The following is a 26807-nucleotide window of genomic DNA, read 5'->3' as shown; positions in this document are numbered from 1 at the left end:
CACTTGATGGGGTAAGGCTCCCAGTAGACGACTGGGTTGATAGGCCGGATATGGAAGCCAGGTGACTGGTGGAGTTGACCGGTACTAATAGGCCGAGGGCTTGTCCTCAGTTGCTCGCGTCCACTGTCAGTTCTGAGGCAACGAACAGTTGCCGGCTTTGAGCAGAACGACAACAGAAGAGTGTGCTTGTTCGCTCGAAACCATTAGGGTTTCGGTGGTCATAGCGTGAGGGAAACGCCCGGTTACATTCCGAACCCGGAAGCTAAGCCTTACAGCGCCGATGGTACTGCAGGGGGGACCCTGTGGGAGAGTAGGACGCCGCCGAACAATCTTTGGAGGACCCCTGGTCCCAGCGTTCAGCTGGGACCAGGGGTCCTTTTGTTTTTACAATGTTTGCGGTACCGAAGACAGGAGTCACCGATGTCCACCAACTCTCCCGACGACCGACCGGAGCGCGACCAGCGGCGACGGGACAGTGGGGACCGCGGGGACCGTGGCGCCCACCGGGCGGACCGCGGCGGCTTCCGGCGCGGCGACGACCGTCGCGACAGCGACCGCGGCTTCCGCGGGCGTGACGACCGCCGTGACGACCGTGGTGACCGTGGTGGTTTCCGGCGTGACGATCGGCGTGACGATCGGCGTGACGACCGGGGTGACGACCGGGATCGGCCCTACCGCCGTGACGACCGTGGCGAGGGGGGCGGATACAGGGCGCGTGACGACCGTGGTGACCGTGGTGGTTTCCGGCGTGACGATCGGCGTGACGACCGGGGTGACCACCGGGATCGGCCCTACCGCCGTGACGACCGTGGCGAGGGGGGCGGATACAGGGCGCGTGACGACCGTGGTGGTTTCCGCCGTGACGATCGGCGTGACGACCGTGGTGACCGTGGTGGTTTCCGCCGTGACGACCGGGGTGACCACCGGGATCGGCCCTACCGCCGTGACGACCGTGGCGAGGGGGGCGGATACAGGGCGCGTGACGACCGTGGTGACCGTGGTGGTTTCCGCCGTGACGACCGGCGTGACGACCGTGGTGACCTCGGTGGTTTCCGGCGTGACGACCGCCGTGGCGAGCGGCGTGACGATCGTGACCGTGACGTCCGTCCGCGTGACGACCGGGGTGACCGTGGTGGTTTCCGCCGTGACGACCGCCGTGACGACCGCGGTGGCTTCCGGGGCCGTGACGACCGCGGTGGCCGTGGGCCGCGCCGCGACGACCGGGGCGGCCGGCCGGGCGGGTTCCGCGGTCGCGACGACCGGCGTGACGACCGGCGCAGTGGTGGTGGGCGGTTCCGCGACGAGCGGGACCGGGACCGGGAGCCGATCAAGCGGCTGCCCATCCCGGAGGACGTCACGGGCGACGAGATCGACAAGGACGTACGGCAGGAACTGCAGAGCCTGCCCAAGACGCTCGCGGAGGACGTCGCCAAGAACCTGGTGATGGTCGCGCGGCTCATCGACGAGGACCCCGAGGGGGCCTACGGCTACTCCCGCGTGGCGCTCCGACTGGCGTCGCGGGTCGCCGCCGTGCGGGAGGCGGCCGGGTTCGCGGCGTACGCGAACCAGAAGTACTCCGAGGCGCTCGCCGAGTTCAGGGCGGCTCGACGGATGACCGGCAGCGTGGAACTGTGGCCCGTCATGGCGGACTGCGAGCGTGGGCTCGGGCGGCCGGAGAAGGCGCTGGACATGGCCGGGGCCTCCGAGGTGCACAAGCTCGACAAGGCAGGCCAGGTGGAGATGCGGCTCGTCGCGGCCGGCGCTCGGCGCGACATGGGGCAGCTGGACGCGGCCATCGTGACGCTCCAGAGCCCCGAGCTGGCCTCCCACTCCGTCCAGCCGTTCACCGCGCGCCTGCGGTACGCGTACGCCGACGCGCTGCTGGCCGCCGGCCGCCTGGGTGAGGCCCGGGAGTGGTTCGCCAAGGCCGTGGAGGCCGACCGGGACGGCAGCACGGACGCCTCCGACCGGCTTGCCGAGTTGGACGGCGTGGAGTTCGTCGACGCCCTCGACGAGAACGAGGCCGCGAACGAGGCCCCGGCCGAGACCGCGCCCTCGACCGGGACCGCGCCCTCCGCCGAGGGCGCGACCCCGGACGTGACCGAGGGCGAGCGCGCCTCCGCCGACGAGGACGCGCGCGACGGCGACGTCTGACAACCGCACACCGTCACGAAGAAGGGGGGTGGGACCCGATCGGGACCCACCCCCCTTCTTCGTTCCCGGTGTTCGCGGCGTGTCTCAGGGCTCCAGTGCCCGCAGGACCAGACCCGTGGCCGGCTTCGGCCCGAACGAGGTCGACTTGCGGGGCATCGTGACGCCTTGGCGGGCCAGCTCGCGGACGACGTCCTCGCGCACCGGATGCATCAGGACGGCCGTACCGCCGTCGCGTTCCGCTTTCGCGACCGTGGCGGCCGTGTCGTGGATGTAGGCGATGTGGGCTGGGGAGTCCTCGGGGATGTGCCAGACCTGATCCAGCAGCACTGCGTGCAGGACCGTGGCGTCGAGGGTGCGCCAGGCCGCCGGGCGGTGGGCGGGGACAGCGCGGGCCAGCAGCCCGGGGTCCGGGCGGTCGATCAGATGGAAGGCGCCGTCGCCGGCGAGCAGGAACGCGTTGCTGTCGCAGGCCGCGTCGGCGAGGGCTGCCAGGGCCTCGGCGAGCGGTGCCTCCAGCCGCCGTACGCGGAACAGGCCGTCCAGCGCGGCCACGGCGTCGGCGACCGGCAGGCCGTGCAGAAGACGGTGGATGGCACGGACGCGCAGCGGGTAGCGGGCGGTGTCCACGAGGAGGACCAGGCCGTAGTCCCAGGGGCTGGGGGAGGGGTGCTCCGCCCGCAGGCGGAGGTAGGTGGCCCAGCGGTGGTGGCCGTCGGCGATGAGTGCCTGGTGCTCCGCCAGCTCCGCCTGCACGCGGGCCACGTCGGTGGGCGCGGTGACGGCCCACAGGCGGTGGCTGAAGCCGTCCTCGGTGGTGGTGGACAGCAGCGGGGGAAGTTCGGCCGTGCGCTCGACCAGCTTGGTCGTGGCGGCCACCGTGTCGTCGCCCCGGTAGGTCAGCAGCAGCGGTTCGAGGTTGGCGGAGGTGGCGCGCATCAGGGCGGCGCGGTCGGCGACCACGTGCGGCATGACGTCCTCGTGCGGCAGGACGACCCCGTCCGACGGCTCGGACACGCGCAGGGCGCCGATGAGGCCGCGCTGGAGCATGCCTTCGCCGTCGCGCTGCTCGTACACGTACAGGGCCGGCTCGGCGTCGGCGGTCAGGACGCCCTCGGCGCGCCACCGGCGCAGGGTGCCGGCTGCCTGCTCGTTGCGGGCGGTGGGGGTGACGGCCTGCGGCAGGATCAGACGGACGATGTTGTGCGGGTCGGCGGCCTCGAGATGATGCAGGCCGTCGGGGCGGACGACGACGTCGTACGGAGGGGACGTCACGGCGGCGAGACTGCCGACCCGGTCGGGGTCGTAGCGCAGGCCTCGGAACGGGGTCAGTTCCAGGCCTCGGGGCGCCGTTGCTTCCGAGTGACCTGCAGAGTTCATCCCGGCATCGTACGTGTGTCGGTGGCATGCGGGATGATCGGGGGAAAGCGAGCGACCTAGGAGCGGTGCGGAATGAGCCAGAGCGTCAGGACGAGGCCCGAGGGCAGTGCCCGTGCCCTGAGCGAGGCGTACGACACGGCGCTGCTCGACCTGGACGGCGTGGTGTACGCGGGCGGGCGGGCGATCGTGCACGCGGTGGACTCGCTCGCCGTCGTCCGGTCCGGCGGCATGCATCTGGCGTACGTCACGAACAACGCGCTGCGGACCCCGGACGCGGTGGCCGCCCACCTGACCGAGCTGGGGATACCGACCGGGGCGGAGGACGTGATCACCTCCGCGCAGGCGGTGGCGCGGCTGATCGCCGAGCAGTTGCCCGCGGGGTCGCGGGTGCTGGTCGTCGGGGGCGAGGGGCTGCGGGTGGCGCTGCGGGAGCGGGGTCTGGAGCCGGTGGAGTCCGCCGACGACGACCCGGCGGCGGTGGTGCAGGGGTTCGGCGGGCCCGATCTGGCCTGGGGGCGGTTCGCGGAGGCGTCGTACGCCATCGCCCGCGGAGTGCCGTGGTTCGCGTCCAACACCGACCTGACGATCCCGAGCGGCCGCGGCATCGCGCCGGGCAACGGAGCGGCGGTGGAGGTCGTGCGGATCGCGACGGGCGCGGAGCCGCAGGTGGCGGGCAAGCCGCTGCCGCCCATGCACCGGGAGACGATCCTGCGGACCGGGGCCGAGCGGCCTCTGGTGGTCGGTGACCGGCTCGACACGGACATCGAGGGCGCGTTCAACGGCGGAGTCGACTCGCTGCTCGTGCTGACCGGTGTCACCGACGGAGCCCTGCTGCTGGCCGCGCCGCCGCAGCACCGGCCGACGTACGTGGACGCGGATCTGCGGGGCATGCTCGGCGGCCAGCCCGAGGTGACGGGGACGGGCGACGGGTTCCGGTGCGGCGGGTGGACGGCGTCGGCCGGTGCGGAGCGGCTGGAACTCGACGGAGACGGGGAAGCACTGGACGGCCTGCGCGCGCTGTGTGCGGCGGCCTGGACCGCGGCCGGCGAGGGCTCGTGCGGCCTCGACGCGGGCAAGGCGCTGGCCCGGCTGGGGTTGTGAGGCCGGGCGCGGGGCGGCGGGCGGACGGTCCCGGGTGCGGGAGCGGGGCCGCCGTGAATCCCGGATCCGGAGATGTGGTGAGGGTGGGCCAACCCGACTGTGTCCGTGTGCTGCCCTTCACGGCCGCCGGATCGCTGCCCGCCCCTGGCGCTGGAGCCGGTGCGGCAGACGGGTGTCGCCGAACTCGCCGACCGGTACGTCGACGAGCTGTCCGGCGGGCAGCGGCAGCGCGTGTGGATCGCGACGGCGCCGGCCCAGCAGACCCCGCTGCTGCGGGACGAGCCCACCACCTGCCTCGACGTCCAGCACCAGATCGACGTGCTCGACCTGTGTGCGGCACTGCACGAGGAGCAGGGCCGCACACAGGTCGCCGCGCTCCGCGACCTCAACCACGCCGCCCACCACCCACCTCGTCGCGCTCGGGGACGGCCGGGTCGTCGCGCAGGGGGTGCCGGGCGACATGGTCACCGCCGAACCGGTCGAGAAGATCTTCCGGCTGCGCTGCCGAGTCATCGACGGCCGGAGACGGGGACGCCGCTGGTGGTGCCGGCGGCGCGCCGGACACACGCCCGCGCGGCGGCTAGTGCCGCATCAGGCAACGTTCGCCCCGTCGCGGCGTCCGGCACGCACTCTCGCTGCACCGGACGAAAGCCCGAGTACATCCAGTACGAGGGCTTCCGGCCGGCACACCGGGAGCACGCACCGGACGCCGCTCCTTGACGGGCGAACGTTGCCTGCCGCGGCACTAGAGAAGCTTCCTGAGCCGGAACAGGTCCATCAGCCCGGCCTCCAGCCGCACCCGCCCCGAGCCCCAGGCCCGGGCGAAGTGCAGGTCGCCGTCGACGAGGGCGACCAGGTCGTCCCCCGACATGGCCAGCCTTATCTCGGCCCGCTCCCGCGGCGACCCCAGGAGCGTGTCGTCCACCCGGATCCGGCCGCCGGTCATCCGCCCGACGAAGGTGACGTCCAGGTCCTTGATGTGGCAGCTCACCGAACGGTCCAGGGACACCGCCTCGCGGACGTTCCCCTCGGTCTGCTGCATGTTGTCCGAAAGCTTCTCGAGTGCGGCGCGGCACTCCTCGATCGTGGCCATCGCGATCGACGGTACCCCAGTGGTTCGGGGTAGCGTCTGGGCATGAGCGACACCCTGCCCGGAGCCGACGTACCGGCGGAACACGCGGAGGAGCCCGAGGGGGGCCCGGCCGCCACGGCCCCCTTGGACGTGCCCCGCGCCCCCACCGGCAACGCCGGCGTCGACGCCGTCCTGGAGCGGCTGGCCGACGCCGACCACCTCACCACGGACGGGCACGTCGAGGTGTACGAGGATGTACACGGGGGGCTGCGCGACGCGCTGACCGCGCTCGACACCCGCCCGGGACCGCCGGCGCCCGAACCGCGGCGCACGGCCCCGGCCGCCACCCCGCAATGAGACCCTTCGGGTCGCACCCTTCGGATTCGTCGTACGGGAACAGGAGCTGAACCGAACGTGGCAGGAGTCGCACGCCGCCGTCTTGACGCGGAGCTGGTCCGCCGGAAGCTCGCGCGCTCGCGTGAGCACGCCAGTCAGCTGATCGCCGCCGGGCGGGTCACCGTCGGCAAGACCGTCGCGACCAAACCGGCCACGCAGGTGGAGACCGCCGCCGCGATCGTCGTCACCGCCGACGGCAGCGATCCCGACTACGTCTCCCGCGGCGGGCACAAGCTCGCCGGGGCGCTGGAGGCCTTCGTACCGCAGGGCCTTGCCGTGCGGGGGCGGCGGGCGCTCGACGCCGGCGCGTCCACGGGCGGCTTCACCGACGTCCTGCTGCGCGCGGGGGCCGCGCACGTCGTCGCCGTCGACGTCGGGTACGGGCAACTCGCCTGGACTCTGCAGAGCGATGAACGCGTCACCGTCAAGGACCGTACGAACGTACGCGAGTTGACGCTCGACGTGATCGACGGAGTGCCGGTGGAGCTAGTCGTGGGAGATCTGTCCTTCATCCCGCTCGGGCTGGTGCTGCCCGCCCTGGTGCGGTGCGTGACGCCGGACGCCGATCTGGTGATGATGGTCAAACCGCAGTTCGAGGTGGGTAAGGAGCGACTGGGCAGCGGGGGTGTCGTGCGGAGTTCGCAGCTGCGGGCGGAAGCCGTGCGGGGCGTGGCCGAGAAGGCGTGGGAACTGGGGCTCGGGGTGAAGGGTGTCACCGCCAGTCCGTTGCCCGGGCCGTCCGGGAACGTCGAGTACTTTCTGTGGCTGTGTGCCGGGGCGCCCGCCCTGGACCCGGCCGACGTTGACCGTGCAGTGGCGGAGGGGCCGCGTTGACACCGAACCGAGCTCGTACTGTTTTCCTGCTCGCCCACACGGGAAGGCCTGCGGCCATCCGCAGTGCGGAGCTCGTGGTCAAGGGACTCCTGCGGTCCGGCATCGGGGTGCGCGTCCTGGAGTACGAGGCGCTGGACCTGCCTCTGCCCGACGAGGTGGAGACGGTCAAGGAGGCGACCCCGCAGTGCCTCGACGGGTGTGAACTGCTCATCGTCCTCGGCGGTGACGGGACGCTGCTGCGCGGCGCCGAGTTCGCGCGGGCGTCCGGGGTGCCGATGCTCGGCGTCAACCTCGGCCGGGTCGGCTTCCTCGCCGAGGCCGAGCGGGACGACCTGGACAAGGTCGTCGACCGGGTGGTGGCGCGCTCGTACGAGGTCGAGGAGCGCATGACCGTCGACGTCGTCGTCCACCGCAACGGCGACATCGTGCACACCGACTGGGCGCTCAACGAGGCCGCCGTGCAGAAGGCCGGCGCGGAGAAACTGCTCGAGGTGGTGCTGGAGGTCGACGGGCGTCCGGTGACGGGGTTCGGGTGCGACGGGATCGTGCTGTCGACACCCACCGGCTCCACCGCGTACGCGTTCTCCGCCGGCGGGCCCGTGGTGTGGCCGGAGGTGGAGGCGCTGCTGATGGTGCCGATCAGCGCGCACGCGCTGTTCGCGAAGCCGCTGGTGACCTCGCCGGACTCCGTGCTCGCGGTCGAGGTGCTGCCGCACATTCCGCCCGGCGTGCTGTGGTGCGACGGGCGGCGGACGGTGGAGCTGCCGCCGGGGGCGCGTGTGGAGGTCCGGCGGGGTGCCGTGCCCGTGCGGCTCGCCCGGCTGCACCACGCGTCCTTCACGGACCGGTTGGTGGCGAAGTTCGCGCTGCCGGTCTCCGGGTGGCGGGGGGCACCGCACTGAAGCGCTCCCCCGGGACATGCCGCGGTATGACGTCCGTCGGCCGCGCGGTTCCCCGTGCCTCTCGGCGCGCTGCCGAACCTCAGGGGACTGCGCCGGACCAGCTCGTGCGTGCCGTCCCGGCACGACGAGGCGGACGCTGCCCACGTGACCGGTCGGCACCGGCCGTCCGCCGCGACGACGCGCGCGGCGCCCGTCCGTCGCACGCACCCGTCCCTGCGGCGGGCCGCGCCCGCCCGGCATCCCGCCCCCGGCCCTCCGGTGGCGGACGCGCCCGGCCGTCCGGGGGTCGCGGGTCAGGCGGAGCCCGCTCGTGCGGCCCCGGCACGCCCCCGCAGGAGTGACACAGCCGGGGCGGTCGCACTCCCCGGCCCGGACCTCGTATGGTCTTCACCGTGCTGGAAGAGATGCGGATACGGTCACTCGGAGTCATCGACGACGCCGTCGTCGAGCTGTCCCCCGGGTTCACCGCCGTCACCGGTGAGACGGGTGCGGGCAAGACCATGGTGGTCACCAGCCTCGGGCTGCTGCTGGGCGGGCGGGCGGATCCGGCCCTCGTGCGGATCGGCGCAGGCAAGGCGGTCGTGGAGGGGCGCATCGCCGTGGCGCCCGGTGCCACCGCCGTCGTGCGGGCCGAGGAGGCAGGGGCGGAGCTGGACGACGGGGCGCTGCTGGTCAGCCGTACCGTTTCGGCCGAGGGGCGCTCGCGGGCGCATCTCGGCGGCCGGTCGGTGCCGGTGGGGCTCCTCGCCGAACTCGCCGACGACCTGGTGGCCGTGCATGGACAGACGGACCAGCAGGGGCTGCTGAAGCTGTCCCGACAGCGTCAGGCGCTGGACCGGTACGCCGGGGACGCCGTGGGCGTGCCGCTCGCCGAGTACACCGAGACCCACCGTCGGCTGCGCGCGCTCTCCGCGGAGCTGGAGGAGATCACCACGCGTGCGCGGGAGCGGGCTCAGGAAGCCGACATGCTCCGGTACGGGCTGGACGAGGTCGCCGCGGTCGAGCCGCGTCCCGGGGAGGACGTGGAGCTCGCCGAGGAGGCCGAGCGGCTGGGCCACGCCGAGGCGCTGTCGTCGGCCGCGACCGCCGCGCACGCCGCTCTCGCGGGCAACCCGGAGGACCCCGAGGGCATCGACGCGGCCACCCTCGTCGCTGGCGCCCAGCGGGCCCTGGAGGCCGTACGGTCGCACGATCCGGCGCTGGCCGCGCTCGCCGACCGGATCGGGGAGATCGGGATCCTGCTCGGCGACGTGGCCGGCGAACTGGCCGGATACGCCGACGACCTGGACGCCGATCCGCTGCGACTGTCGGCCGTCGAGGAGCGGCGGGCCGCGCTGACCGGGCTGACGCGGAAGTACGGCGAGGACGTCGCCGCCGTGCTGGCCTGGACCGAGCAGAGCGCCGCCCGCCTGAACGAGCTGGACGGCGACGACGAGCGGATCGGGGAGCTGACCGCCGAGCGGGACGCGCTGCGGAGCGAACTGGGCGGACTGGCACAGGTGCTGACGGACGCCCGGACGGAGGCCGCCGAGCGGTTCGCCGCCGCCGTCACCGCCGAGCTGGCCTCGCTGGCGATGCCGCACGCGCGCGTGTCCTTCGCCATCCGGCAGACCGAGGACCCGGAGGGCGTCGAGGTCGGCGGGCGCACGGTCGCCTACGGGCCGTCGGGAGTCGACGAGGTGGAGCTGCTGCTCGCCCCGCATCCCGGGGCGCCGCCGCGGCCGATCGCCAAGGGCGCGTCGGGCGGTGAGCTGTCGCGTGTGATGCTCGCCGTCGAGGTCGTCTTCGCGGGCACGGACCCCGTGCCGACGTACCTCTTCGACGAGGTCGACGCCGGGGTCGGCGGCAGGGCCGCCGTCGAGATCGGGCGGCGGCTGGCGAAGCTGGCGAGGAGTGCGCAGGTCGTCGTCGTCACCCATCTGCCGCAGGTGGCCGCCTTCGCGGACCGGCAGCTGCTCGTGGAGAAGACCAACGACGGCTCCGTGACCCGCTCCGGCGTGAAGGTGCTGGAGGGCGAGGACCGCGTGCGCGAGCTGTCCCGGATGCTCGCCGGCCAGGAGGACTCCGAGACCGCTCGCGCGCACGCGGAGGAACTGCTGGCGACGGCCCGCGCCGACCGCTGACGCCCTGGCCCGCGGCGAACGGGACACCGACCGCCCGCCCGGCACCCTGCGGGGGCGAGCAGCCGACCGGCGCCACGGCCGGCTCCCTCCGCGGTGCGGGTGGGTGACCGGCGTGCGCCGCGCCGCGCGCCCGCGCCCGGCGCGCGGGGGCAGCCGTCGGCATCGGCGCGACGGATCGCTGCTGCAACGCGGGCGTGCCGGGTCCCGCACGGGGCGCGGGCCGGATGGCGTGCGGCCGGCGGGGGAAGCGATGCGGGGGGACGCGCGGACGACGGGTCCGTAGGGTGGCGGGATGACCGGACGCGCCCCGCGGAGTCTCTCGTTCGCCCTCGCCTGCGGCCTCGCCCGGGCCGCCACCGCCGCGCTGTACCCGGGCCCAGCGGTCGCCTTCGCCGCGGCTGTGGCGGGCGCGCGGGTGCGGCCCGCGGCCGGGCTCGCCGTGGCCGCCGCCGGGGCCTGCGGGGCCTACGACGACGTGGCCGGGGCCGGTGATCCGCGCCGCGGCTTCCGGGACCACCTCGGTGCGCTGCGGCACGGTGACGTCACCAGCGGAGCCGTGAAGCTGTTCGGGGTCTCGGCGGCCGGGCTCGCCGCGGGGACCCTGCTCAAGGAGCGGCCGGCCGACCGCGTGCTCGCCGGGGTGGTGATCGCCGGGGCCGCCCACTTCGTCAACCTCGTCGACGTACGGCCCGGCCGGGCCGCCGGTGCGGTGCTCGCCCTCGCGGCACCGGGGCTGCTGCGGGCCGGGCCTGCGGGCGAGTTGTCCGCCGTCGCCGCCGGGGCCGCGGCGGCCGCGCTCCCCGACGATCTGGGGGAGCGCGCGATGCTGGGGGACACCGGCGCGCACGCGCTGGGTGCGGCTCTCGGCGCGGCCGTCGTCGCGGGCAACGGGCGGGCCGGGCTGCTGGTGCACGCCGCCGCGCTCGTGGCCGCCGCGGTGTGCGGGGACCGGGTGAGCGAGGCGGCTCGTTCACTCGTGTGAGTGATGTGGGAGTGAGCGCTGACCGGGCGCGCGCCCCCGTCGTCCCGGAACGCACGTGTGTCCTGGCATCCTTGGCGGGGCGCCGGGAGGCCTCTGCGCGGCACACACCCGGCGCGTGATCCTTCTGTACGTTTCTTCGTGACCACCCGACGCCGAACCAGGAGCCCCGGCCACGTGAGCCCGATCAGCCCCACACCGCACGGCCAGTCGCCGCTGCGCACCGTGCAGGTGCTGGGCGGAGGCAACGCCGGCAGCAGCGCCCACGTGCGCTCCCTGGCCGCCGGGCTCGTCGCGCGGGGTGTACGCGTCACGGTGTGCGCCCCCGCCGAGGCGGATCACGCCTACGGCTTCACCGCGACCGGCGCCGACCACGCGCACGTCCCGCGGAGCAGCGACCCCGCCTCCGTCGCCGCCCTGCGGGCGGCCTGCACCGACGCCGACCTGGTGCACGCGCACGGTCTGCACGCCTCCTTCCGGGCCGTCCTGGCGCTCAGCGGCCGCACCACCCCGCTCGTCGTCACCTGGCACAACCACGCCTACGCCGAAGGGGCACGCGCCCACCTGGTGCGCCTGCTCGAGCGGCGGGTGGTGAAGGCCGCCGCCGTGGTGCTGGGCACCAGTTCGGACCTGGTGGACCGGGCCCGCCGCACCGGTGCGCGCGACGCGCGGCTCGCGGCGGTCGGCCTGCCGGGCCGGCGTCCCGTCCCGGGAGCGGAGGAACCCGAGCGGCCCCGGCCCAAGCTGCGCGCCGAACTGGGGTCCACGGGACGCCCGTTGCTCGTCGCCGTGGGCTCGCTCGACCGGCATCGCGGCTACGACGTCCTGCTGGACGCGGCGCGTGCCTGGCGCCGGCTCGTCCCACCGCCCCTGCTCGTCGTCGCCGGGGAGGGGCCGCTGCGGGCCCCTCTCCAGGGCCGTGTCGAGCGCGAGGAACTGCCGGTGCGGCTCGTCGGGCGCCGCGACGACGTGGGCGAACTGCTCGCGGCCGCCGATCTCGCACTGCTGCCCGGTGGCCGGGAGGCGCGCTCGGTGCTCGCGCAGGAGGCCCTGCACGCGCGGGTCCCGCTGGTCGCCGTCGACACCCCGGGCATCCGCGAACTGGTGGGCGACGCCGCCGAACTCGTCCGCGAGGCGGACGCCGCGGCCCTCGCCGCGGCGGTCGTCCGGCTGCTCGGCGACCCCGCGCGGCGCGGGGAACTGCGGGACAACGCGGCACGGCAGGCGGCCACCTGGCCGACCGAGGACGAGACGGTCGCCCAGGTCCTCAGCGTCTACGACGAGTTGACCCAGCCCCGGCCGCTCGTCTAGCGCGTGTGGGAAAGCCACGTCGTGCTCGCTGCGTCTGGCGCGGTACCTCGCCGCGTTGCCGGGATCGCCCGCGTACGCCCCCTGCGCGGGCGACCCTCCACCGTGCTGTACATCGCACCGGACGTCCTGCACTCTCCGGCGAGGCTTCCCGGTCCCGGCACCGGGTGAGCTGTTCGGCAGGTCGGTGACGCCTCCGGTGGACGTCCGCGGCGTCGCCGCGATCCCGCCGGCGGACCCTTCCGGTCACGGAACCCGCGCCGGTCGGGAGACCCGCGCGGGACCGGGCTCCGCACGGCGCGGGCGGGGGGACCCGGCAGGTCCTCAGCCGACGTGCCGCCGCGCCCGCAGCGCCAGGCTCAACGCCAGCACCGTCTGCGGGTCGTCCAGGTCGGTGCCGAGCAGTTCGCCGATCCGGGCCAGCCGGTTGTACAGGGTCTGCCGGTTCAGATGCAGTTCGCGGGCCGTCTCCGCCTTGCGGCCGGCGTGGGCGAGGTAGGTCTCCAGAGTGGGCAGCAGAGGCGGTCTGGAGCGGCGGTCGTGGTCACGGAGCGGACCGATGGCGCGGTCCACGAACGCCGCCAGGTCCGGATGGTCGCGCAGCCGCCACAGCAGAAGGTCGATGTCGAGGCGGCGGGCGTCGTACCAGGGGCGGTCGGTGAGGCCCTGCGCCGCGGTCGCCGTCTCCGCCGCGTGCCTGAGACCCGCGGACACCGCCGCCCAGCCGCCCGCGACGCCGACCACCACGACCGGCGGCTGCCCGCCCGGCCGCCGCATCCCCGCCCGCTCGACCCCGGCCCGCAGCGCTGCCGCGACCCGGTCCGCGACGGCCGCGCGCTCCGGCTCCGAGCGCAGGCCGAGCAGCACCAGGACGCGGCCCTCCACCGGCCGCACACCGAGCAGCACCGGCACGCCCACCGAGGCCAGTTCCTCCGCGACCGCCCGCGCCAGCACCGCCCAGCCGCCGCCGGGGGAGAGAGCGTCGTCCAGTCGCATCACGACCGGCAGCAGCGGCCCGGCGCCCGGCCTGAAGCCCAGTACGCGGGCCTGCGCCGGGGCGTCCTCCTCGGTGATCCGGCCCTCGGCGAGGTCGGTCAGGAAGTCGCCGCGTCCGCGTGCGGCCAGCTCCTCCTCCTGCCGGGCCTGCATCAGCACCACCGCCAGGATCCCCGCCGCTCGCTCGGCGGCGATGCGGTGCACGGGTGAGAGGGGGGACCGTACCGGCAGCAGCACCAGACGGGCCCGCACCGCGCCCGCTCCGGCCCCGCCGCCCGGCACGTCCACCAGGACCGAACCCGACGGCGGCGGCGCGTCCTTGTGCTGGCCGCGCAGGCCCTCCCAGACCTGCAGCGGGTCCGCGCCCTCGGGTCCGGCGCCGGCGGCGTACAGCAGCCGGCCGTCCGCCGTCTCCAGGAACACCGGGTTGCCGCTGAAGTCCGCCAGGATGCCGAGGACCTGCGGTACCCCGCCGCCGCCGAGCAGGGCCTCGGTGCAGCGCCGGTGCACCTCCTCCGCCCGCTGCAGCAGCGCGTAGTGGCCGTTGACGATCTCGGTGTGGATCTCCTCGGTCACCGTCACGAACGGCACCTCGCGGTGCAACTGGACGAGCGGCAGCCCGGCCGAGCGTGCCGTGTCGACCAGGGGCGCCGGCAGCCGGGTGAACCGTGGGCCGAGCTCGATCACCAGGGCCGCGATGCCCCGCTCCGCCAGTGTCCGCACGAACGCCCGCTGCTCCGCCGGACGGGTACCGAGCCCGTAGCCGGTGGTCAGCAGCAGCTCACCGCCCTTGAGCAGGGAGGCGATGTTGGGCACCTCGCCCGCGTGCACCCACCGCACGGTGCGGTTCAGCCGGTCGGCGCCCGCGAGCACCTCGGGCAGCCCGCTGCGCAGTCCCGGCAGCTCCAGTGCCCGCTGCACGGTGATCCCGGCGCCCTGGGTGTCGAATCGGTGGTCGGTGCGGGTGTCCATGCTGCGGACGCTACCTGCGTGCACGTTCCGGCAACATCTCCGGACGGTCACCGGGACGATCACCGGCCCGCGAACCAGGGGTACATGGAGGGCGGCGTCACCGAGGGGGAGCGGGCCGCGCGAGAGGTGATCGACGCGCCGGGCCGAGTGCGGCACGCGGGCGGGCCCTGCCGGAGCGCGGACGGGCCCGCCCGCGCCGTCCTCAGGCCGGGCCGATGTTGTGGTTGAACCGGAAGACGTTGTCGGGGTCGTACGCGCGCTTCACCTCGGCCAGTCGGCGGAGGTTCTCCGAGCCCAGTCCGGCCACGACCCGTTCGGCGCCCTCGTCGCCGATGAAGTTGAGGTAGGTCGCTCCCGAGCTCCAGGGCTGGACGGCGGTGCGGACGTCGCGGACCCACTGGACGCACCGCGCGTCGTCGGCCGGGTCCTCCCAGATGCCGAACGGGTGCACGACCCACGGCGCGTCCCGGTAGGGCACCGGGTAGTCGTGCGGTCCGGAGGCGATCGCGCCGCCCTGCGGCAACAGCGTGTGCTGGGTGCCTGTGGGCACCGGCACGGAGTCGGCGAGACCGCAGAAGACGTCCACGAAGTCGTCCGGGGCACCGTTCAGGTACTCGGCCGACCAGTAGTTCCGCATCCCGGGCGGGTCGTCGATCATGCACTGCACGTCGGCGTACGGCATCGCCCCGACGATCTCCCCCTCGTGCGGCAGCGCCAGCAGCGGCTGGGCCAGCTTGCGCAGGTCCTCCTCCGGGCCGGCGTACGTCAGCAGCACGCCGAGGGTCAGCCTGCCCACGAGGTGCTCCGGCACGAACTCCTCCGGCGGGCCGGTGAAGTACAGCACGCCGCCGCTCGCCTCCTGGGGCCCGGACTCGATGACCTCGCGGTACGTACGGGTGACCTCCGGGCCGTGCTCCGGGAGGTAGAGCAGCAGTGCGATGGAGAAGGCGGGCAGTTCGTGCAGCTTCAGCGTGAGCGCGGTGGCGATGCCGAAGTTGCCGCCGCCCCCGTGCAGGGCCCAGAACAGATCGGGGTTCTCGTCGGCGCTCGCGTGGGTCCGTCCCCCGTCGGCGGTGACCAGCTCGACGCTCAGCAGATTGTCGATGGCGAGTCCGCACCAGCGGTCCAGCCAGCCGCTTCCACCGCCGAGGACATAGCCGCCGACGCCGGTGGTCGAGGCCCGGCCGCCGGTCGTGGCGAGTCGGTACGGTTCGGTGGCCCGGTCCAGATGGCTCATCGTCGCGCCGCCCTGCACCCGGACCGCCTCCGCCGCCGGATCGACGGTCACCTCGTGCATCCGGCGCAGATCGACCACGAAGGCGCCGTCACCCAGTGCCATCCCCGCCACGCTGTGCCCGCCCCCGCGCACCGCGACCGGCAGGTCCAGCTCCCGCGCGCAGCGCACGGACCGTACGACGTCGGATTCGTTCGCGCACTGCGCGATCGCCGCCGGGCGCAGGTCGATCATGGCGTTGAAGACGATGCGCGCCTCGTCGTAGCCCGGGTCGGACGGGGTGAACACCTCGCCGGCCAGATCCTCGCGGAGTGCGGTGAGAGCCGCGCCCGCCTTCGATGGGGTAGCCATGGCCGCCCCCTTTCGCACGGGGCAAATGTCCGATTCCAGGCTAGTGCTGTGGCGGGGAATGTTCACCGCCACACGGCCCGGCTCGCCGCCGCCCGACGCCCGGCGGGGAGCACCTCATGCCGCGCGACCTGGGGTCCGCCGAACAGCGCCGCACGTCCGCGGGTACGGCCCGGCCACCGCTGTGCATGCCCGGTGCGCCCCGGCCGTGTGCGACGGCCGCGGCCGGGGCGGCGCGGTGGAGCAAGCCGTGGGCGCGGGGGAGCCCGTGTGCCGTCCGCGCCGGCGTCGCCCCCGGCACAGGGACGCACGAGGGGGGCGAGGGGGCGGGACCTCCGCCCGCCTCAGCCTCCGTAGGCCCCCGAAGCCGTCAGGCGCAGGGCCGTGTCGATCAGGGGGACGTGGCTGAAGGCCTGCGGGAAGTTGCCGACCTGGCGCTGCCGCCGCGGGTCCCACTCCTCCGCGAGCAGACCGAGGTCGTTGCGCAGGGAGAGCAGCTTCTCGAACAGCTTGCGGGCCTCGTCGACGCGGCCGATCATCGCCAGGTCGTCCGCCATCCAGAACGAGCACGCCAGGAACGCGCCCTCGTCGCCGGGCAGGCCGTCGACGCCCGCGCTCTCCCCTTCGGTCGGGTAGCGCAGGATGAAACCGTCCGGCGTGGACAGCTCCCGCTGGATGGCCTCGATGGTGCCGATGACCCGCTTGTCGTCCGGCGGCAGGAAACCCATCTGCGGGATGAGCAGCAAGGACGCGTCCAGCTCCTTCGAGCCGTAGGACTGCGTGAAGGTGTTGCGCTCCTTGTCGTAGCCCCTCTCGCACACGTCCCGGTGGATGTCGTCGCGCAGTTCGCGCCACCGCTCCAGCGGCCCGTCGGCGTCGCCCGACTCGATCAGCTTGATCGTCCGGTCCACGGCGACCCAGGCCATCACCTTGGAGTGCACGAAGTGCCGGCGCGGGCCGCGCACCTCCCAGATGCCCTCGTCCGGCTCCTGCCAGTGGTCCTCCAGGTAGCGGATCAGCTTCAGCTGGAGCAGCGAGGCGTAGTCGTTGCGGGCCAGGCCCGTCATGTGCGCCAGGTGGAGTGCCTCGGTGACCTCGCCGTACACGTCCAGCTGGAGCTGGTGCGCGGCGCCGTTGCCGACCCGGACCGGCGCCGACTTCTCGTAGCCCGGCAGCCAGTCCAGCTCCGCCTCGCCCAGTTCGCGCTCGCCGGCGATGCCGTACATGATCTGGAGGTTCTCCGGGTCGCCGGCGACCGCGCGCAGCAGCCATTCGCGCCAGGCCCGGGCCTCTTCGCGGTAGCCGGTGCGCAGCAGCGACGACAGGGTGATCGCCGCGTCCCGCAGCCAGGTGTAGCGGTAGTCCCAGTTGCGGACGCCGCCGATGTCCTCCGGCAGGGAGGTGGTGGGAGCGGCGACGATGCCGCCGGTGGGGGCGTAGGTCAGCGCCTTGAGAGTGATCAGCGAGCGGATCACGGCCTCCCGGTAGGGGCCGTGGTACGTGCACTGCTCCACCCAGTCGCGCCAGAACTCCTCCGTCGCCTCCAGCGACTGCTCCGGCTCCGGCAGGGGCGGCGGCTCCTTGTGCGACGGGCGCCAGGAGATGGTGAACGCGACCCGGTCGCCCGGTGCCACGGTGAAGTCCGAGTACGTCGTCAGGGACTTCCCGTAGGTCTCGCCGTCGGTGTCGAACCACACCGAGTCCGGGCCCGCCACCGCCACCGTGCGCCCGTCGTGCTTGTGCACCCACGGCACCACCCTGCCGTAGGAGAACCGCATGCGCAGGGTGGACCGCATCGGCACCCGGCCGGAGACGCCCTCCACGATCCGGATCAGCTGCGGGGCGCCGTCACGCGGGGGCATGAAGTCCGTCACCCGGACCGTGCCGCGCGGTGTGTCCCACTCCGACTCCAGCACCAGCGAGTCGCCCCGGTAGCCGCGCCGGGCGGCGGCGGGCGGCTCCACGTCGGAGGCGTGGGCCGGACCGAGGCGCCAGAAGCCGTGTTCCTCGGTGCCCAGCAGACCGGCGAAGATGGCATGCGAGTCGAAGCGGGGAAGGCACAGCCAGTCCACCGTGCCGTCCCGGCAGACCAGCGCCGCGGTCTGCATGTCTCCGATGAGTGCGTAGTCTTCGATGCGCCCGGCCACGTGCAACTCCAGTCGAACGGCCACGTCACCCCGCGAACGGGGCGGTCGCTAGTGCGGTCAAGGGGTTGTTGTAAAGCGTCGTTGAGCGGTGAAGCAAAGCAGCCGCTCAGCCTCGATGGCAAAGCCACAACTCATGCTCAACGAACTGACGAGCTCTCGTTGTTCCGGTGATCTGCGGGCGGGGGGTGGTGCCGTCGACCCGGCCGGGCTCGGCAGCGAGTGTCCGAGCAGGATACGACGCACGTAGATGATCTGCGCCCCGCTCCGGGCAACCCGCGTCGGCCGAACGGGTGAGCACCGGGTGAGAGGCGGGGAAGCCCGGCGCGGCCGCGCCGGGCTTCCCCGCGGCGCCCGGGGCGGCCGCATGTCCCGTGTCCGTGTCGGCGCGTGCGCGCAGTGTGGCCGGAAGCCGTCGGTCCCTGTCGCTGATACCCTGGTAGCCCGTGGACCGGTGGGTGACAAGCCCCCGAACCGCACCCTCCAGACCGCGACCACGGGAGCCCCCTCTTGGCCATGCCGCCCAAAACAACGACGACCAAGCACATCTTCGTCACCGGGGGTGTCGCCTCCTCTCTCGGCAAGGGCCTGACGGCCTCCAGCCTCGGCATGCTGCTCAAGGCACGGGGCCTGCGCGTCGTGATGCAGAAGCTCGACCCGTACATCAACGTCGACCCGGGCACGATGAACCCCTTCCAGCACGGTGAGGTGTTCGTCACCAACGACGGTGCCGAGACCGATCTGGACATCGGCCACTACGAGCGGTTCCTCGACCGCGACCTCGACGGCTCGGCCAACGTCACCACCGGCCAGGTCTACTCCACGGTGATCGCGAAGGAGCGCCGCGGCGAGTACCTGGGCGACACCGTCCAGGTCATCCCGCACATCACCAACGAGATCAAGCACCGCATCCGCCGCATGGCCACCGACGAGGTGGACGTCGTCATCACCGAGGTCGGCGGCACGGTCGGCGACATCGAGTCGCTGCCGTTCCTGGAGACCGTCCGGCAGGTCCGCCACGAGGTCGGCCGTGACAACGTGTTCGTCGTCCACATCTCCCTCCTGCCCTACATCGGACCGTCGGGAGAACTGAAGACGAAGCCGACGCAGCACTCGGTTGCGGCGCTGCGCAACATCGGTATCCAGCCGGACGCGATCGTGCTGCGCTGCGACCGCGAGGTGCCGACCGCCATCAAGCGGAAGATCTCGCTGATGTGCGACGTCGACGAGGCCGCCGTCGTCGCCTGCCCCGACGCCCGCTCGATCTACGACATCCCGAAGGTCGTGCACACCGAGGGCCTGGACGCCTACGTCGTCCGCAAGCTGGACCTGCCCTTCCGCGACGTCGACTGGACGACCTGGGACGACCTGCTGGACCGCGTCCACAACCCGGACCACGAGATCACCCTCGCGCTGGTCGGCAAGTACATCGACCTGCCCGACGCCTACCTCTCGGTCACCGAGGCGCTGCGCGCGGGCGGCTTCGCCAACAAGACCCGCGTGAAGATCAAGTGGGTCACCTCCGACGACTGCAAGACCCCGGCGGGCGCCAAGGCGCAGCTGGCCGGCGTGGACGGCATCTGCATCCCCGGCGGCTTCGGCGACCGCGGCGTGCTCGGCAAGGTCGGCGCGATCCGCTACGCCCGTGAGAACCGGATCCCCCTGCTCGGCCTGTGCCTGGGCCTGCAGTGCATCGTCATCGAGGCCGCGCGGCACCTGGCCGACATCCCGGACGCCAACTCCACCGAGTTCGATCCGGCCACCGCCCACCCGGTCATCTCCACCATGGCCGAGCAGCTCGACATCGTCGCCGGAGAGGGGGACCTGGGCGGAACGATGCGCCTGGGCATGTACCCGGCCAAGCTGGCCGAGGGCTCCATCGTGCGCGAGGTGTACGACGGCAAGGAGTACATCGAGGAGCGGCACCGTCACCGCTACGAGGTGAACAACGCCTACCGCGCCGAGCTGGAGAAGAAGGCGGGCATCCTGTTCTCCGGCACCTCGCCGGACGGGAAGCTCGTCGAGTACGTCGAGTACCCGCGCGACGTCCACCCGTACCTGGTCGCCACACAGGCGCACCCGGAGCTGCGCTCGCGGCCGACCCGTCCGCACCCGCTGTTCGCGGGGCTGGTGAAGGCGGCCGTCGAGCGCCGGCTGGCCGAGGGCGAGCACGACCCGTCGAAGTAGCACACCAGTTGTACGGTGGCCGGGGCGCACCCATTCACTTGGTGTGCGCCCCGGCCACATCTGCGCACGTGGAAGGACAGGGGAAGACAGGCATGACGATCAGGGACACCGCCGAGGAGTGGGAGATCCGGGCCACAAAGACCCCCTTCACGGGCAACAAGACCTCCGTCCGCACCGACGACGTGGTCATGCCCGACGGCACGGTCGTCCACCGGGACTACCAGGTCCACCCGGGCTCGGTCGCCGTCCTGGCCCTGGACGACGCGGACCGCGTCATCGTCATCCGCCAGTACCGCCACCCGGTGCGCCGGAAGCTGTGGGAGATCCCCGCCGGGCTGCTCGACGTCCCCGGCGAGAACCCGCTGCACGCCGCGCAGCGCGAGCTGTACGAGGAGGCGCACGTCAAGGCCGAGGACTGGCGGGTGCTGACCGACGTCTACACCACGCCCGGCGGCTGCGACGAAGCCGTGCGGATCTTCCTGGCCCGGGGCCTGTCCGAGGCGGAGGGCGAGCGCTTCGAGGTGGAGCACGAGGAGGCGGACATGGAGATCACCCGTGTCCCGGTCACGGAGCTGGTGCGCGGCGTGCTCGCGGGCGAACTGCACAACAACTGCCTCGTCGTCGGTGTCCTGTCGCTGGCGGCGGCGCGGGACGGCGCCGGTCTCGACGCGCTGCGGCCGGCCCTGGCGCCGTGGCCGGCGCGGCCCTTCGACGCGTGAGGCCCTGCCCGAGGGCGGGCGCCCCGCGAGGCGCGGACGCCCGGCCCGGGCTGGTGTGACCATCGCCTGATCCGATCGGGCGACGCCCCCGCCGCGCTCCACCCGGGACGTTGCAGAGCGTGAACTAGGCTCTGCCTGTACCACGGCAGACAACGTTCGCCCGTCGAGGACCGGCGTCCGGTGCGTGCTTTGGGCGTCCCCCTTCGAAGAGCCTGGAGGAGTGCCGGCCGGAAGCCCTCCTACCGGACGTCCTCGGGGTTTCGGGCGGTGCGGCGACCGGGGCACCCCCCACGCCCTCGGGGCGGTGGGGGAGCGTACCGGGCGTTGCGACGGGGCGAATGCTGCTTGCCGGGGCACCAGTGCTGTGACCGGGACGGCCTGCCGGGCGTCGCCGGCCGGTGGATCCCCGTCCCGATCGCAGCAACGGACGCCCGGCCGGAGCCCCGGCGGGCTACGCGCGCGCGGTGGGACGGGAGTGTGGCCCGTGACGGATCAGGCGGTGGACGCAGGCGGCGTGCAGGTGTCGGGGCACCCGGACGCGGAGGACCGGTTCCTGGGCCGCACACGGGAGTTGAAGGAGCTGCGCGCCGACATCGAGCGCGCCGGCCTCGACACCATCTCCGGGAGGAAGGCACCCCGCGCGCGCGTGCTGCTCGTCGCCGGGCGCCCCGGATCCGGGCGCACGGCCCTCGCCGAGGAACTGGTCCGGCAGGTGGCCGACCGCTACCCCGACGGTGTGCTGCGGGCCCGCCTGAGCGACCCCGACGGCACCCCGGTCCCCGTCGAGCGCATCGCCCGGGACCTGCTCGCCGCCCTGGACCGGCCGATCCCGCCCGGCGCCGCCGAGGACGACCTGACCGCCGCCCTGCGGGACGCCCTCGCCGACCGCAGCATGCTGCTCCTGCTCGACGACGCGGACGGCGCCGAGCAGGTCGACGCCCTGCTCCCGGACAACCCCGACTGCCTCCTCGTCGCCGTCTCCGCGGGCCCTCTGACCGGCATCAGCGACGTCCGCCCCTGCACCCTGGGCGGTCTGGACACCAAGTCGGCCCTGGAACTGCTGTCCCGGCACACCGGCTCGGTCCGGGTCACCGTCGACCCGCGGGCGGCCGAGGGCCTGGCCGAGGCGTGCCAGGCGCAGCCGGCCGCGCTGATGCTGGCCGGTGGCTGGCTCGCCGCGCGCCCCCAGTCCGCCGTCGCCGACCTCGCCAAGCAGCTGCGTGCCGAGGGCGACGAGGGCACCCCGCTGGCCAGGGTCTTCCGGCTCGCCTACACCGCGCTGCCCGCCCCGGCCGCGCGGATACTGCGACTGCTCGCGCTGGCCCCGGCCGGATACGTGGACCCGCACACCGCCTCCGCCCTGGCCGGCTGCTCGGTCAGCGGTGCCCGCACCACCCTGGACGACTTCGTCGCCCTCGGCCTGCTGCGCACCGTGGACTCGCCGCTGCCCCAGTACGAGGTCCCGGGCTGCCTGCACCCCCTGCTCAAGGCGCTCACCGAGGCCCAGGACCGGCCGGCCGAGGTGCAGCTGGCCCGCGCCCGCATGCTGGAGCGGACCGTACGCCTGCTGCAGTCCTGCCGGGCGATCACCGAGACGGACAATCCCGAGGCCCGGGAGAGACTCCAGGGACTGCCCCGCTCGCTGCGTTTTCCCAGCCCCCGCGCGGCCGAGGAGTGGCTGCTCGTCCGGCGGCCCGCCCTGCTGGCGGCCGCCCGGCTCGCCGTCGCCGACGGGGAGCTCGACACCCTGGCCCGACGGCTGATGTCCCAGCTGGTCAGAGCGATGGTCGCGCACTTCGGCACCCAGGCGGCCGCGCCCGACCTGTACGGCATCCACCGCCTCGTCCTCGACGTGGCCGAGCGGCGCGGCCTGCACCGCGAGAAGGCCGCCGCCCTGCTCAACCTCGGCGACCTGGACGCCCGCACCGGCCGCACCGCCGAGGCGCTGGCGCGCTACCGGGCGGCGCTGGACGCCGGACGCGAGGCGGACGACCCGTATGCGACCGGCCGCGCGATGGAATCCGTAGGCGGTGCCCATCTGGAGCTCGGGGACTTCGACCGGGCCGCCGACTGGTTCGGCCGCGCGCTGGCCCGGCGGCTGGCCCGCGACGAGCGGGCGGACGCCGCCCGGCTGTACGGCCGCATTGCGGCGGCCCACACCTACGCCGGCCGCTACGGCGAGGCCCTGCGGCAGTGGCGGGCGGCCGTCGCCGGGTACCGCAGGTGCGGTGATGTGGGGGCCCAGGCGCGGGCGTTGAGCGAGCTGGCGCGGGTGCAGGAGTACGCGGGGCGGCCCGCGGAGTCGCTGCGTACCTGCCAGGAGGCGGTGGAGTGGGCGCGGCGCGCCGACGACGTCCGGCTCCAGGCGGCACTGCATCTGAGGCTGGCCGACACCCTGGACCACCTCGGCGACCCGACGGCGGCCGCGATCCACCGCGGCATGGCCGGGCGCATGCTGGGAGAAGGAGCCCCGGACCCCAGGTCGGCGCCGGAACAGGACCCTAACGCCTGCGAAATCCGCAGTACATCTCCTGAAGATTGATGCAATGAAAGGCTAGACAGGCGGAACACCTTCATTAAACTGGCTCTACCGCACGTTCTCCTGCGGTGTCTCCCGGTGTGCCCGGTCCGTCCGCGCATGCCCGGGTATCTCCAGTAATGCACCACATCCCCTGAGCCAAGGACCGTGATCGACGTGAAGGTCGGTATCCCCCGCGAGGTCAAGAACAACGAGTTCCGGGTGGCCATCACCCCCGCCGGTGTGCACGAGCTGGTGCGCCACGGCCACCAGGTCGTCATCGAGCGCGGCGCCGGTCTCGGCTCCTCGATCACGGACGACGAGTACGTGGCCGCCGGTGCGGGCATCCTGGACACCGCCGACGAGGTCTGGGCCACCGCCGACCTGCTGCTGAAGGTCAAGGAGCCCATCGCCGAGGAGTACCACCGCCTCCGCAAGGACCAGACCCTCTTCACGTACCTGCACCTGGCCGCCTCCAAGGAGTGCACCGACGCCCTCCTGGAGTCCGGCACCACGGCCATCGCCTACGAGACCGTCGAGCTGCCCAGCCGCGCCCTGCCGCTGCTCGCTCCGATGTCCGAGGTGGCCGGTCGTCTCGCCCCGCAGGTCGGCGCCTACCACCTGATGCGCGCGGCCGGCGGCCGGGGCGTGCTGCCCGGTGGCGTCCCCGGCGTCCAGGCCGGCCGCGCCGTCGTCATCGGCGGCGGCGTGTCGGGCTGGAACGCCGCGCAGATCGCCATCGGCATGGGCTTCCACGTGACCCTGCTCGACAAGGACATCGACAAGCTCAAGGAAGCGGACAAGATCTTCGGCACGAAGATCCAGACCGTCGTCTCCAACGCCTTCGAGCTGGAGAAGGCCTGCCTGGAGGCCGACCTCGTCATCGGCGCCGTCCTCATCCCGGGTGCCAAGGCCCCGAAGCTGGTGACCAACGAGCTGGTCTCCCGGATGAAGCCCGGAAGTGTCCTTGTCGACATCGCGATCGACCAGGGCGGCTGCTTCGAGGACTCCCGTCCCACCACGCACGCCGAGCCGACCTTCGAGGTCCACCAGTCGGTCTTCTACTGCGTCGCCAACATGCCCGGCGCGGTGCCCAACACCTCCACCTACGCGCTCACCAACGCGACGCTGCCGTACATCGTCTCGCTCGCGAACAACGGCTGGGTCGAGGCGCTCCGCCGCGACGCCGCGCTGGCCAAGGGCCTCAACACCCATGACGGCAAGGTCGTTTACCGCGAGGTCGCCGAGGCCCACGGCCTGGAGTCCGTGGAGCTGGAGACCCTCCTCGGCTGACCCCGGCGGATCCGGTCGGCACACCGGCGGGATCAAGTCATCCGACGGCAAAAGGCGATACGTCAACAAGGCTCGTCAACACCGCACATCCGGCCGGACCTTGCCCGACAAGGTCCGGCCGGATGTGTGTATGGTCACTTTGCGGCTCTCGGTCAACTCGCCTCGAACATATCCCTTCAACCGATTCGCACACCGGCGAAACCTGCCGTGCGACGGCCGTACGCCCTTGACAGCGGGATGTTTCATTGCCGACACATCGGGCCGGGTCCGGCGGATTGTGTTGCTGCGGACGCCCGACACGCCATAGAGTCGCCAACCGTCGGCATGGTGCCACGCTGACCTTGTCTAGAAGTTTCCTGGTCACCAAGGAGGTAAGACGACTTGTGAATGAGTCGACATTTTCTCCCGGGGGTGGTCAACCAGGAACGCCTACGCGGGGCCAGGGCCCCACGGGGCTCGAGGCTGTCGGCTCCGTCGCTGTCCGAACCTTCGCAGCCCGCCAGAGCCAAGGCAGCCCCCACACGGCTCTGTCAGCACCCCAGAGCATGGATGGCCATCACGTGAACGCCATGGCCGGCGACGGAAGTGGCGCGCCCCACAACCACTTCGCCGACTACGACGAACTGCCCGACGGGCACTTCTACGATCCCGACGCCGAGTACGAGCCCGACCCCGAGTACGCGGCCACCCTCGCGCCCGACGCGGCGCGTCAGCGCCGCGAGCGCATCGGCCCGACCGGTCGCCCGCTGCCCTACTTCCCGATCCCGGGTCCGTTGACCGACCACGGTCCCGCGAAGATCATCGCGATGTGCAACCAGAAGGGCGGCGTCGGCAAGACGACGTCGACCATCAACCTGGGTGCCGCGCTCGCGGAGTACGGCCGGCGTGTGCTGCTCGTGGACTTCGACCCGCAGGGCGCGCTGTCGGTGGGTCTCGGTGTCAACCCGATGGAGCTCGACCTCACCGTCTACAACCTGCTCATGGAGCGGGGCATGTCCGCGGACGAGGTCCTGCTCAAGACCGCGGTCCCCAACATGGACCTGCTGCCGAGCAACATCGACCTCTCGGCCGCCGAGGTCCAGCTGGTGAGCGAGGTCGCCCGCGAGTCGACGCTCCAGCGCGCCCTCAAGCCGCTGCTGCCCGACTACGACTTCATCGTCATCGACTGCCAGCCCTCGCTCGGCCTGCTCACCGTCAACGCGCTGACGGCCGCGCACAAGGTGATCGTTCCGCTGGAGTGCGAGTTCTTCGCGCTGCGCGGCGTCGCGCTGCTGACGGAGACCATCGAGAAGGTCCAGGAGCGGCTCAACCCCGACCTGGAGCTCGACGGGATCCTGGCGACGATGTACGACTCCCGCACGGTGCACAGCCGCGAGGTGCTGGCGCGTGTCGTCGAGGCGTTCGACGATCACGTCTACCACACGGTCATCGGCCGCACGGTCCGCTTCCCGGAGACCACCGTCGCCGGCGAGCCGATCACCACGTACGCCTCCAACTCCGTCGGCGCCGCCGCCTATCGCCAGCTCGCCAGGGAGGTGCTCGCCCGGTGTCACGCCGAGTGAGTCTGCCGGGGGCCGACGAACTCTTCCGTACGACAGGGGGAATGGCACTCCAGCCGTCCACTCCCCGGCGCCAGGCGGGCGGCGAGGCCCGGGTGCCCGCTCCGGCGGGGGAGACCGACGCCGCCGCGGGAACCGCGTCCGACGACGCGCCGCAGTCGGTGCCCGCGCAGGCCGGTGACGGCGACGGCGTCGAGCACGTCGCGGCCGACGCCGGGGCGCCGACGGCGGGCGAGTCGCGCAGCCGGGGCACGGCGGCCGAGCGCTCGGCGCGACGCCAGTCAGCACAGCAGTCGCAGCAGTCCCAGCAGGAAGGTTCTGGCACCGCCGCGCAGCCGCGGCAGCGCGGACGGGCCGGTGCGCGGCGCCCCAGCGGGCGCGAGCGGCACGACGAGAAGATCACGGTCTATGTCTCCGCCGAGGAGCTCATGGACCTGGAGCACGCCCGCCTGGTGCTGCGCGGCGAGCACGGGCTGGCCGTGGACCGCGGGCGCATCGTCCGCGAGGCAGTCGCCGTCGTCCTCGCCGACCTGGAGAGCCGCGGCGACGCCAGCATTCTCGTACGCCGTCTCCGCGGGCGGTAGCGATACC

At 73.1% G+C, this 26807-nt stretch carries 20 protein-coding genes, 2 rRNA genes and 1 pseudogene; 18 read left to right on the top strand and 5 right to left on the bottom strand.

The features are described 5' to 3' along the window. The 4 genes from JS756_RS24860 to JS756_RS24845 all read left to right on the top strand — a co-directional run. Positions 1-108: ribosomal RNA gene (locus JS756_RS24860) — 23S ribosomal RNA — on the top strand; the annotation flags it as partial. Between the two features lie 102 nt (positions 109-210). Beyond that, a 5S ribosomal RNA gene (gene rrf, locus JS756_RS24855) occupies positions 211-327 on the top strand. A gap of 166 nt (positions 328-493) precedes the next feature. Further along, complete coding sequence (locus tag JS756_RS24850; RefSeq protein ID WP_307791028.1) at positions 494-1444, top strand: hypothetical protein; 951 nt, start codon at positions 494-496, stop codon at positions 1442-1444. Then, positions 1336-2154, top strand: a complete 819-nt coding sequence (locus JS756_RS24845) for a tetratricopeptide repeat protein (protein WP_205385420.1) — start codon at positions 1336-1338, stop codon at positions 2152-2154. Before JS756_RS24850 ends, JS756_RS24845 begins: the two co-directional genes overlap by 109 nt. An 84-nt stretch (positions 2155-2238) precedes the next feature. Here the strand turns inward: JS756_RS24845 and JS756_RS24840 are convergent, their stop codons facing one another. Then, positions 2239-3531, bottom strand: coding sequence for a DUF1015 domain-containing protein (locus JS756_RS24840; RefSeq protein ID WP_205385416.1), 1293 nt, complete (start codon positions 3529-3531; stop codon positions 2239-2241). Positions 3532-3603: 72 nt separating this feature from the next. On the opposite strand from JS756_RS24840, the gene JS756_RS24835 reads away from it, so the two are divergent. After that, entirely contained in the window at positions 3604-4632 is a 1029-nt protein-coding gene (locus JS756_RS24835; RefSeq protein WP_205385415.1) for an HAD hydrolase-like protein, read from the top strand. Between the two features lie 153 nt (positions 4633-4785). Beyond that, a pseudogene (locus tag JS756_RS36965) lies at positions 4786-5352 on the top strand (ABC transporter ATP-binding protein); the annotation flags it as partial. A gap of 25 nt (positions 5353-5377) precedes the next feature. Here JS756_RS36965 and JS756_RS24825 read toward each other — a convergent pair. After that, positions 5378-5725: a sterol-binding protein gene (locus tag JS756_RS24825; RefSeq protein WP_205385413.1), complete on the bottom strand. Its 348-nt coding sequence runs from the start codon at positions 5723-5725 to the stop codon at positions 5378-5380. A 42-nt stretch (positions 5726-5767) separates the two neighbouring features. On the opposite strand from JS756_RS24825, the gene JS756_RS24820 reads away from it, so the two are divergent. From JS756_RS24820 to JS756_RS24795, 6 genes are all read left to right on the top strand, one after another. Then, on the top strand, positions 5768-6061 hold the full coding sequence (locus JS756_RS24820) for a hypothetical protein (RefSeq protein WP_205385412.1): 294 nt from the start codon (positions 5768-5770) through the stop codon (positions 6059-6061). Between the two features lie 57 nt (positions 6062-6118). After that, on the top strand, positions 6119-6934 hold the full coding sequence (locus JS756_RS24815) for a TlyA family RNA methyltransferase (protein WP_205385411.1): 816 nt from the start codon (positions 6119-6121) through the stop codon (positions 6932-6934). Next, entirely contained in the window at positions 6931-7836 is a 906-nt protein-coding gene (locus JS756_RS24810; RefSeq protein WP_205385410.1) for an NAD kinase, read from the top strand. Before JS756_RS24815 ends, JS756_RS24810 begins: the two co-directional genes overlap by 4 nt. A gap of 380 nt (positions 7837-8216) precedes the next feature. Continuing rightward, entirely contained in the window at positions 8217-9959 is a 1743-nt protein-coding gene (recN, locus tag JS756_RS24805; RefSeq protein WP_205385409.1) for a DNA repair protein RecN, read from the top strand. 292 nt (positions 9960-10251) lie between these two features. Continuing rightward, on the top strand, positions 10252-10941 hold the full coding sequence (locus JS756_RS24800) for a hypothetical protein (protein ID WP_205385408.1): 690 nt from the start codon (positions 10252-10254) through the stop codon (positions 10939-10941). Positions 10942-11115: 174 nt separating this feature from the next. Continuing rightward, the gene (locus JS756_RS24795; protein WP_205385407.1) at positions 11116-12249 is read left to right on the top strand and encodes a glycosyltransferase family 4 protein; all 1134 of its coding nucleotides are present in this window, start codon (positions 11116-11118) and stop codon (positions 12247-12249) included. Between the two features lie 321 nt (positions 12250-12570). Here the strand turns inward: JS756_RS24795 and JS756_RS24790 are convergent, their stop codons facing one another. The 3 genes from JS756_RS24790 to JS756_RS24780 form a co-directional block, all read right to left on the bottom strand. After that, positions 12571-14214, bottom strand: a complete 1644-nt coding sequence (locus JS756_RS24790; protein ID WP_205385406.1) for a PucR family transcriptional regulator — start codon at positions 14212-14214, stop codon at positions 12571-12573. A gap of 202 nt (positions 14215-14416) precedes the next feature. Further along, positions 14417-15799: an FAD-binding oxidoreductase gene (locus tag JS756_RS24785; RefSeq protein ID WP_205385405.1), complete on the bottom strand. Its 1383-nt coding sequence runs from the start codon at positions 15797-15799 to the stop codon at positions 14417-14419. A 341-nt stretch (positions 15800-16140) separates the two neighbouring features. Continuing rightward, positions 16141-17943: a glycoside hydrolase family 15 protein gene (locus tag JS756_RS24780; protein WP_205385419.1), complete on the bottom strand. Its 1803-nt coding sequence runs from the start codon at positions 17941-17943 to the stop codon at positions 16141-16143. Positions 17944-18456: 513 nt separating this feature from the next. On the opposite strand from JS756_RS24780, the gene pyrG reads away from it, so the two are divergent. The 6 genes from pyrG to JS756_RS24750 all read left to right on the top strand — a co-directional run bounded on the left by pyrG (position 18457) and on the right by JS756_RS24750 (position 26800). Next, positions 18457-20127, top strand: coding sequence for a CTP synthase (gene pyrG, locus JS756_RS24775; RefSeq protein WP_205385404.1), 1671 nt, complete (start codon positions 18457-18459; stop codon positions 20125-20127). Positions 20128-20219: 92 nt separating this feature from the next. Beyond that, positions 20220-20846, top strand: a complete 627-nt coding sequence (locus tag JS756_RS24770) for an NUDIX domain-containing protein (protein ID WP_205385403.1) — start codon at positions 20220-20222, stop codon at positions 20844-20846. A gap of 484 nt (positions 20847-21330) precedes the next feature. Beyond that, complete coding sequence (locus tag JS756_RS24765) at positions 21331-23388, top strand: tetratricopeptide repeat protein (protein WP_205385402.1); 2058 nt, start codon at positions 21331-21333, stop codon at positions 23386-23388. Between the two features lie 144 nt (positions 23389-23532). Then, on the top strand, positions 23533-24657 hold the full coding sequence (ald, locus tag JS756_RS24760; RefSeq protein ID WP_205385401.1) for an alanine dehydrogenase: 1125 nt from the start codon (positions 23533-23535) through the stop codon (positions 24655-24657). Positions 24658-25226: 569 nt separating this feature from the next. Continuing rightward, positions 25227-26219 (top strand): ParA family protein, encoded by a 993-nt coding sequence (locus tag JS756_RS24755; RefSeq protein WP_240204315.1) that lies wholly within the window; start codon positions 25227-25229, stop codon positions 26217-26219. Beyond that, positions 26204-26800 (top strand): hypothetical protein, encoded by a 597-nt coding sequence (locus JS756_RS24750; protein ID WP_205385399.1) that lies wholly within the window; start codon positions 26204-26206, stop codon positions 26798-26800. Before JS756_RS24755 ends, JS756_RS24750 begins: the two co-directional genes overlap by 16 nt. Positions 26801-26807 lie beyond the last annotated feature (7 nt).

The sequence above is a fragment of the Streptomyces actuosus genome (assembly GCF_016921115.1).
Lineage (GTDB): Bacteria > Actinomycetota > Actinomycetes > Streptomycetales > Streptomycetaceae > Streptomyces > Streptomyces actuosus_A.
The sequence above is the reverse complement of the archived record's forward strand: the minus strand, read 5'-3'. Positions and strand labels throughout refer to the sequence as shown.

Bases quoted from the DNA above. Each gene is read 5' to 3' on its own strand.
- recN (WP_205385409.1), top strand. From the start codon at position 8,217: ATGGTCTTCACCGTGCTGGAAGAGATGCGGATACGGTCACTCGGAGTC.
- JS756_RS24820 (WP_205385412.1), top strand. From the start codon at position 5,768: ATGAGCGACACCCTGCCCGGAGCCGACGTACCGGCGGAACACGCGGAG.
- JS756_RS24840 (WP_205385416.1), bottom strand. From the start codon at position 3,531: ATGAACTCTGCAGGTCACTCGGAAGCAACGGCGCCCCGAGGCCTGGAA.
- JS756_RS24770 (WP_205385403.1), top strand. From the start codon at position 20,220: ATGACGATCAGGGACACCGCCGAGGAGTGGGAGATCCGGGCCACAAAG.
- JS756_RS24785 (WP_205385405.1), bottom strand. From the start codon at position 15,799: ATGGCTACCCCATCGAAGGCGGGCGCGGCTCTCACCGCACTCCGCGAG.
- JS756_RS24825 (WP_205385413.1), bottom strand. From the start codon at position 5,725: ATGGCCACGATCGAGGAGTGCCGCGCCGCACTCGAGAAGCTTTCGGAC.
- pyrG (WP_205385404.1), top strand. From the start codon at position 18,457: ATGCCGCCCAAAACAACGACGACCAAGCACATCTTCGTCACCGGGGGT.
- JS756_RS24800 (WP_205385408.1), top strand. From the start codon at position 10,252: ATGACCGGACGCGCCCCGCGGAGTCTCTCGTTCGCCCTCGCCTGCGGC.
- JS756_RS24755 (WP_240204315.1), top strand. From the start codon at position 25,227: ATGGCCGGCGACGGAAGTGGCGCGCCCCACAACCACTTCGCCGACTAC.
- JS756_RS24835 (WP_205385415.1), top strand. From the start codon at position 3,604: ATGAGCCAGAGCGTCAGGACGAGGCCCGAGGGCAGTGCCCGTGCCCTG.
- JS756_RS24790 (WP_205385406.1), bottom strand. From the start codon at position 14,214: ATGGACACCCGCACCGACCACCGATTCGACACCCAGGGCGCCGGGATC.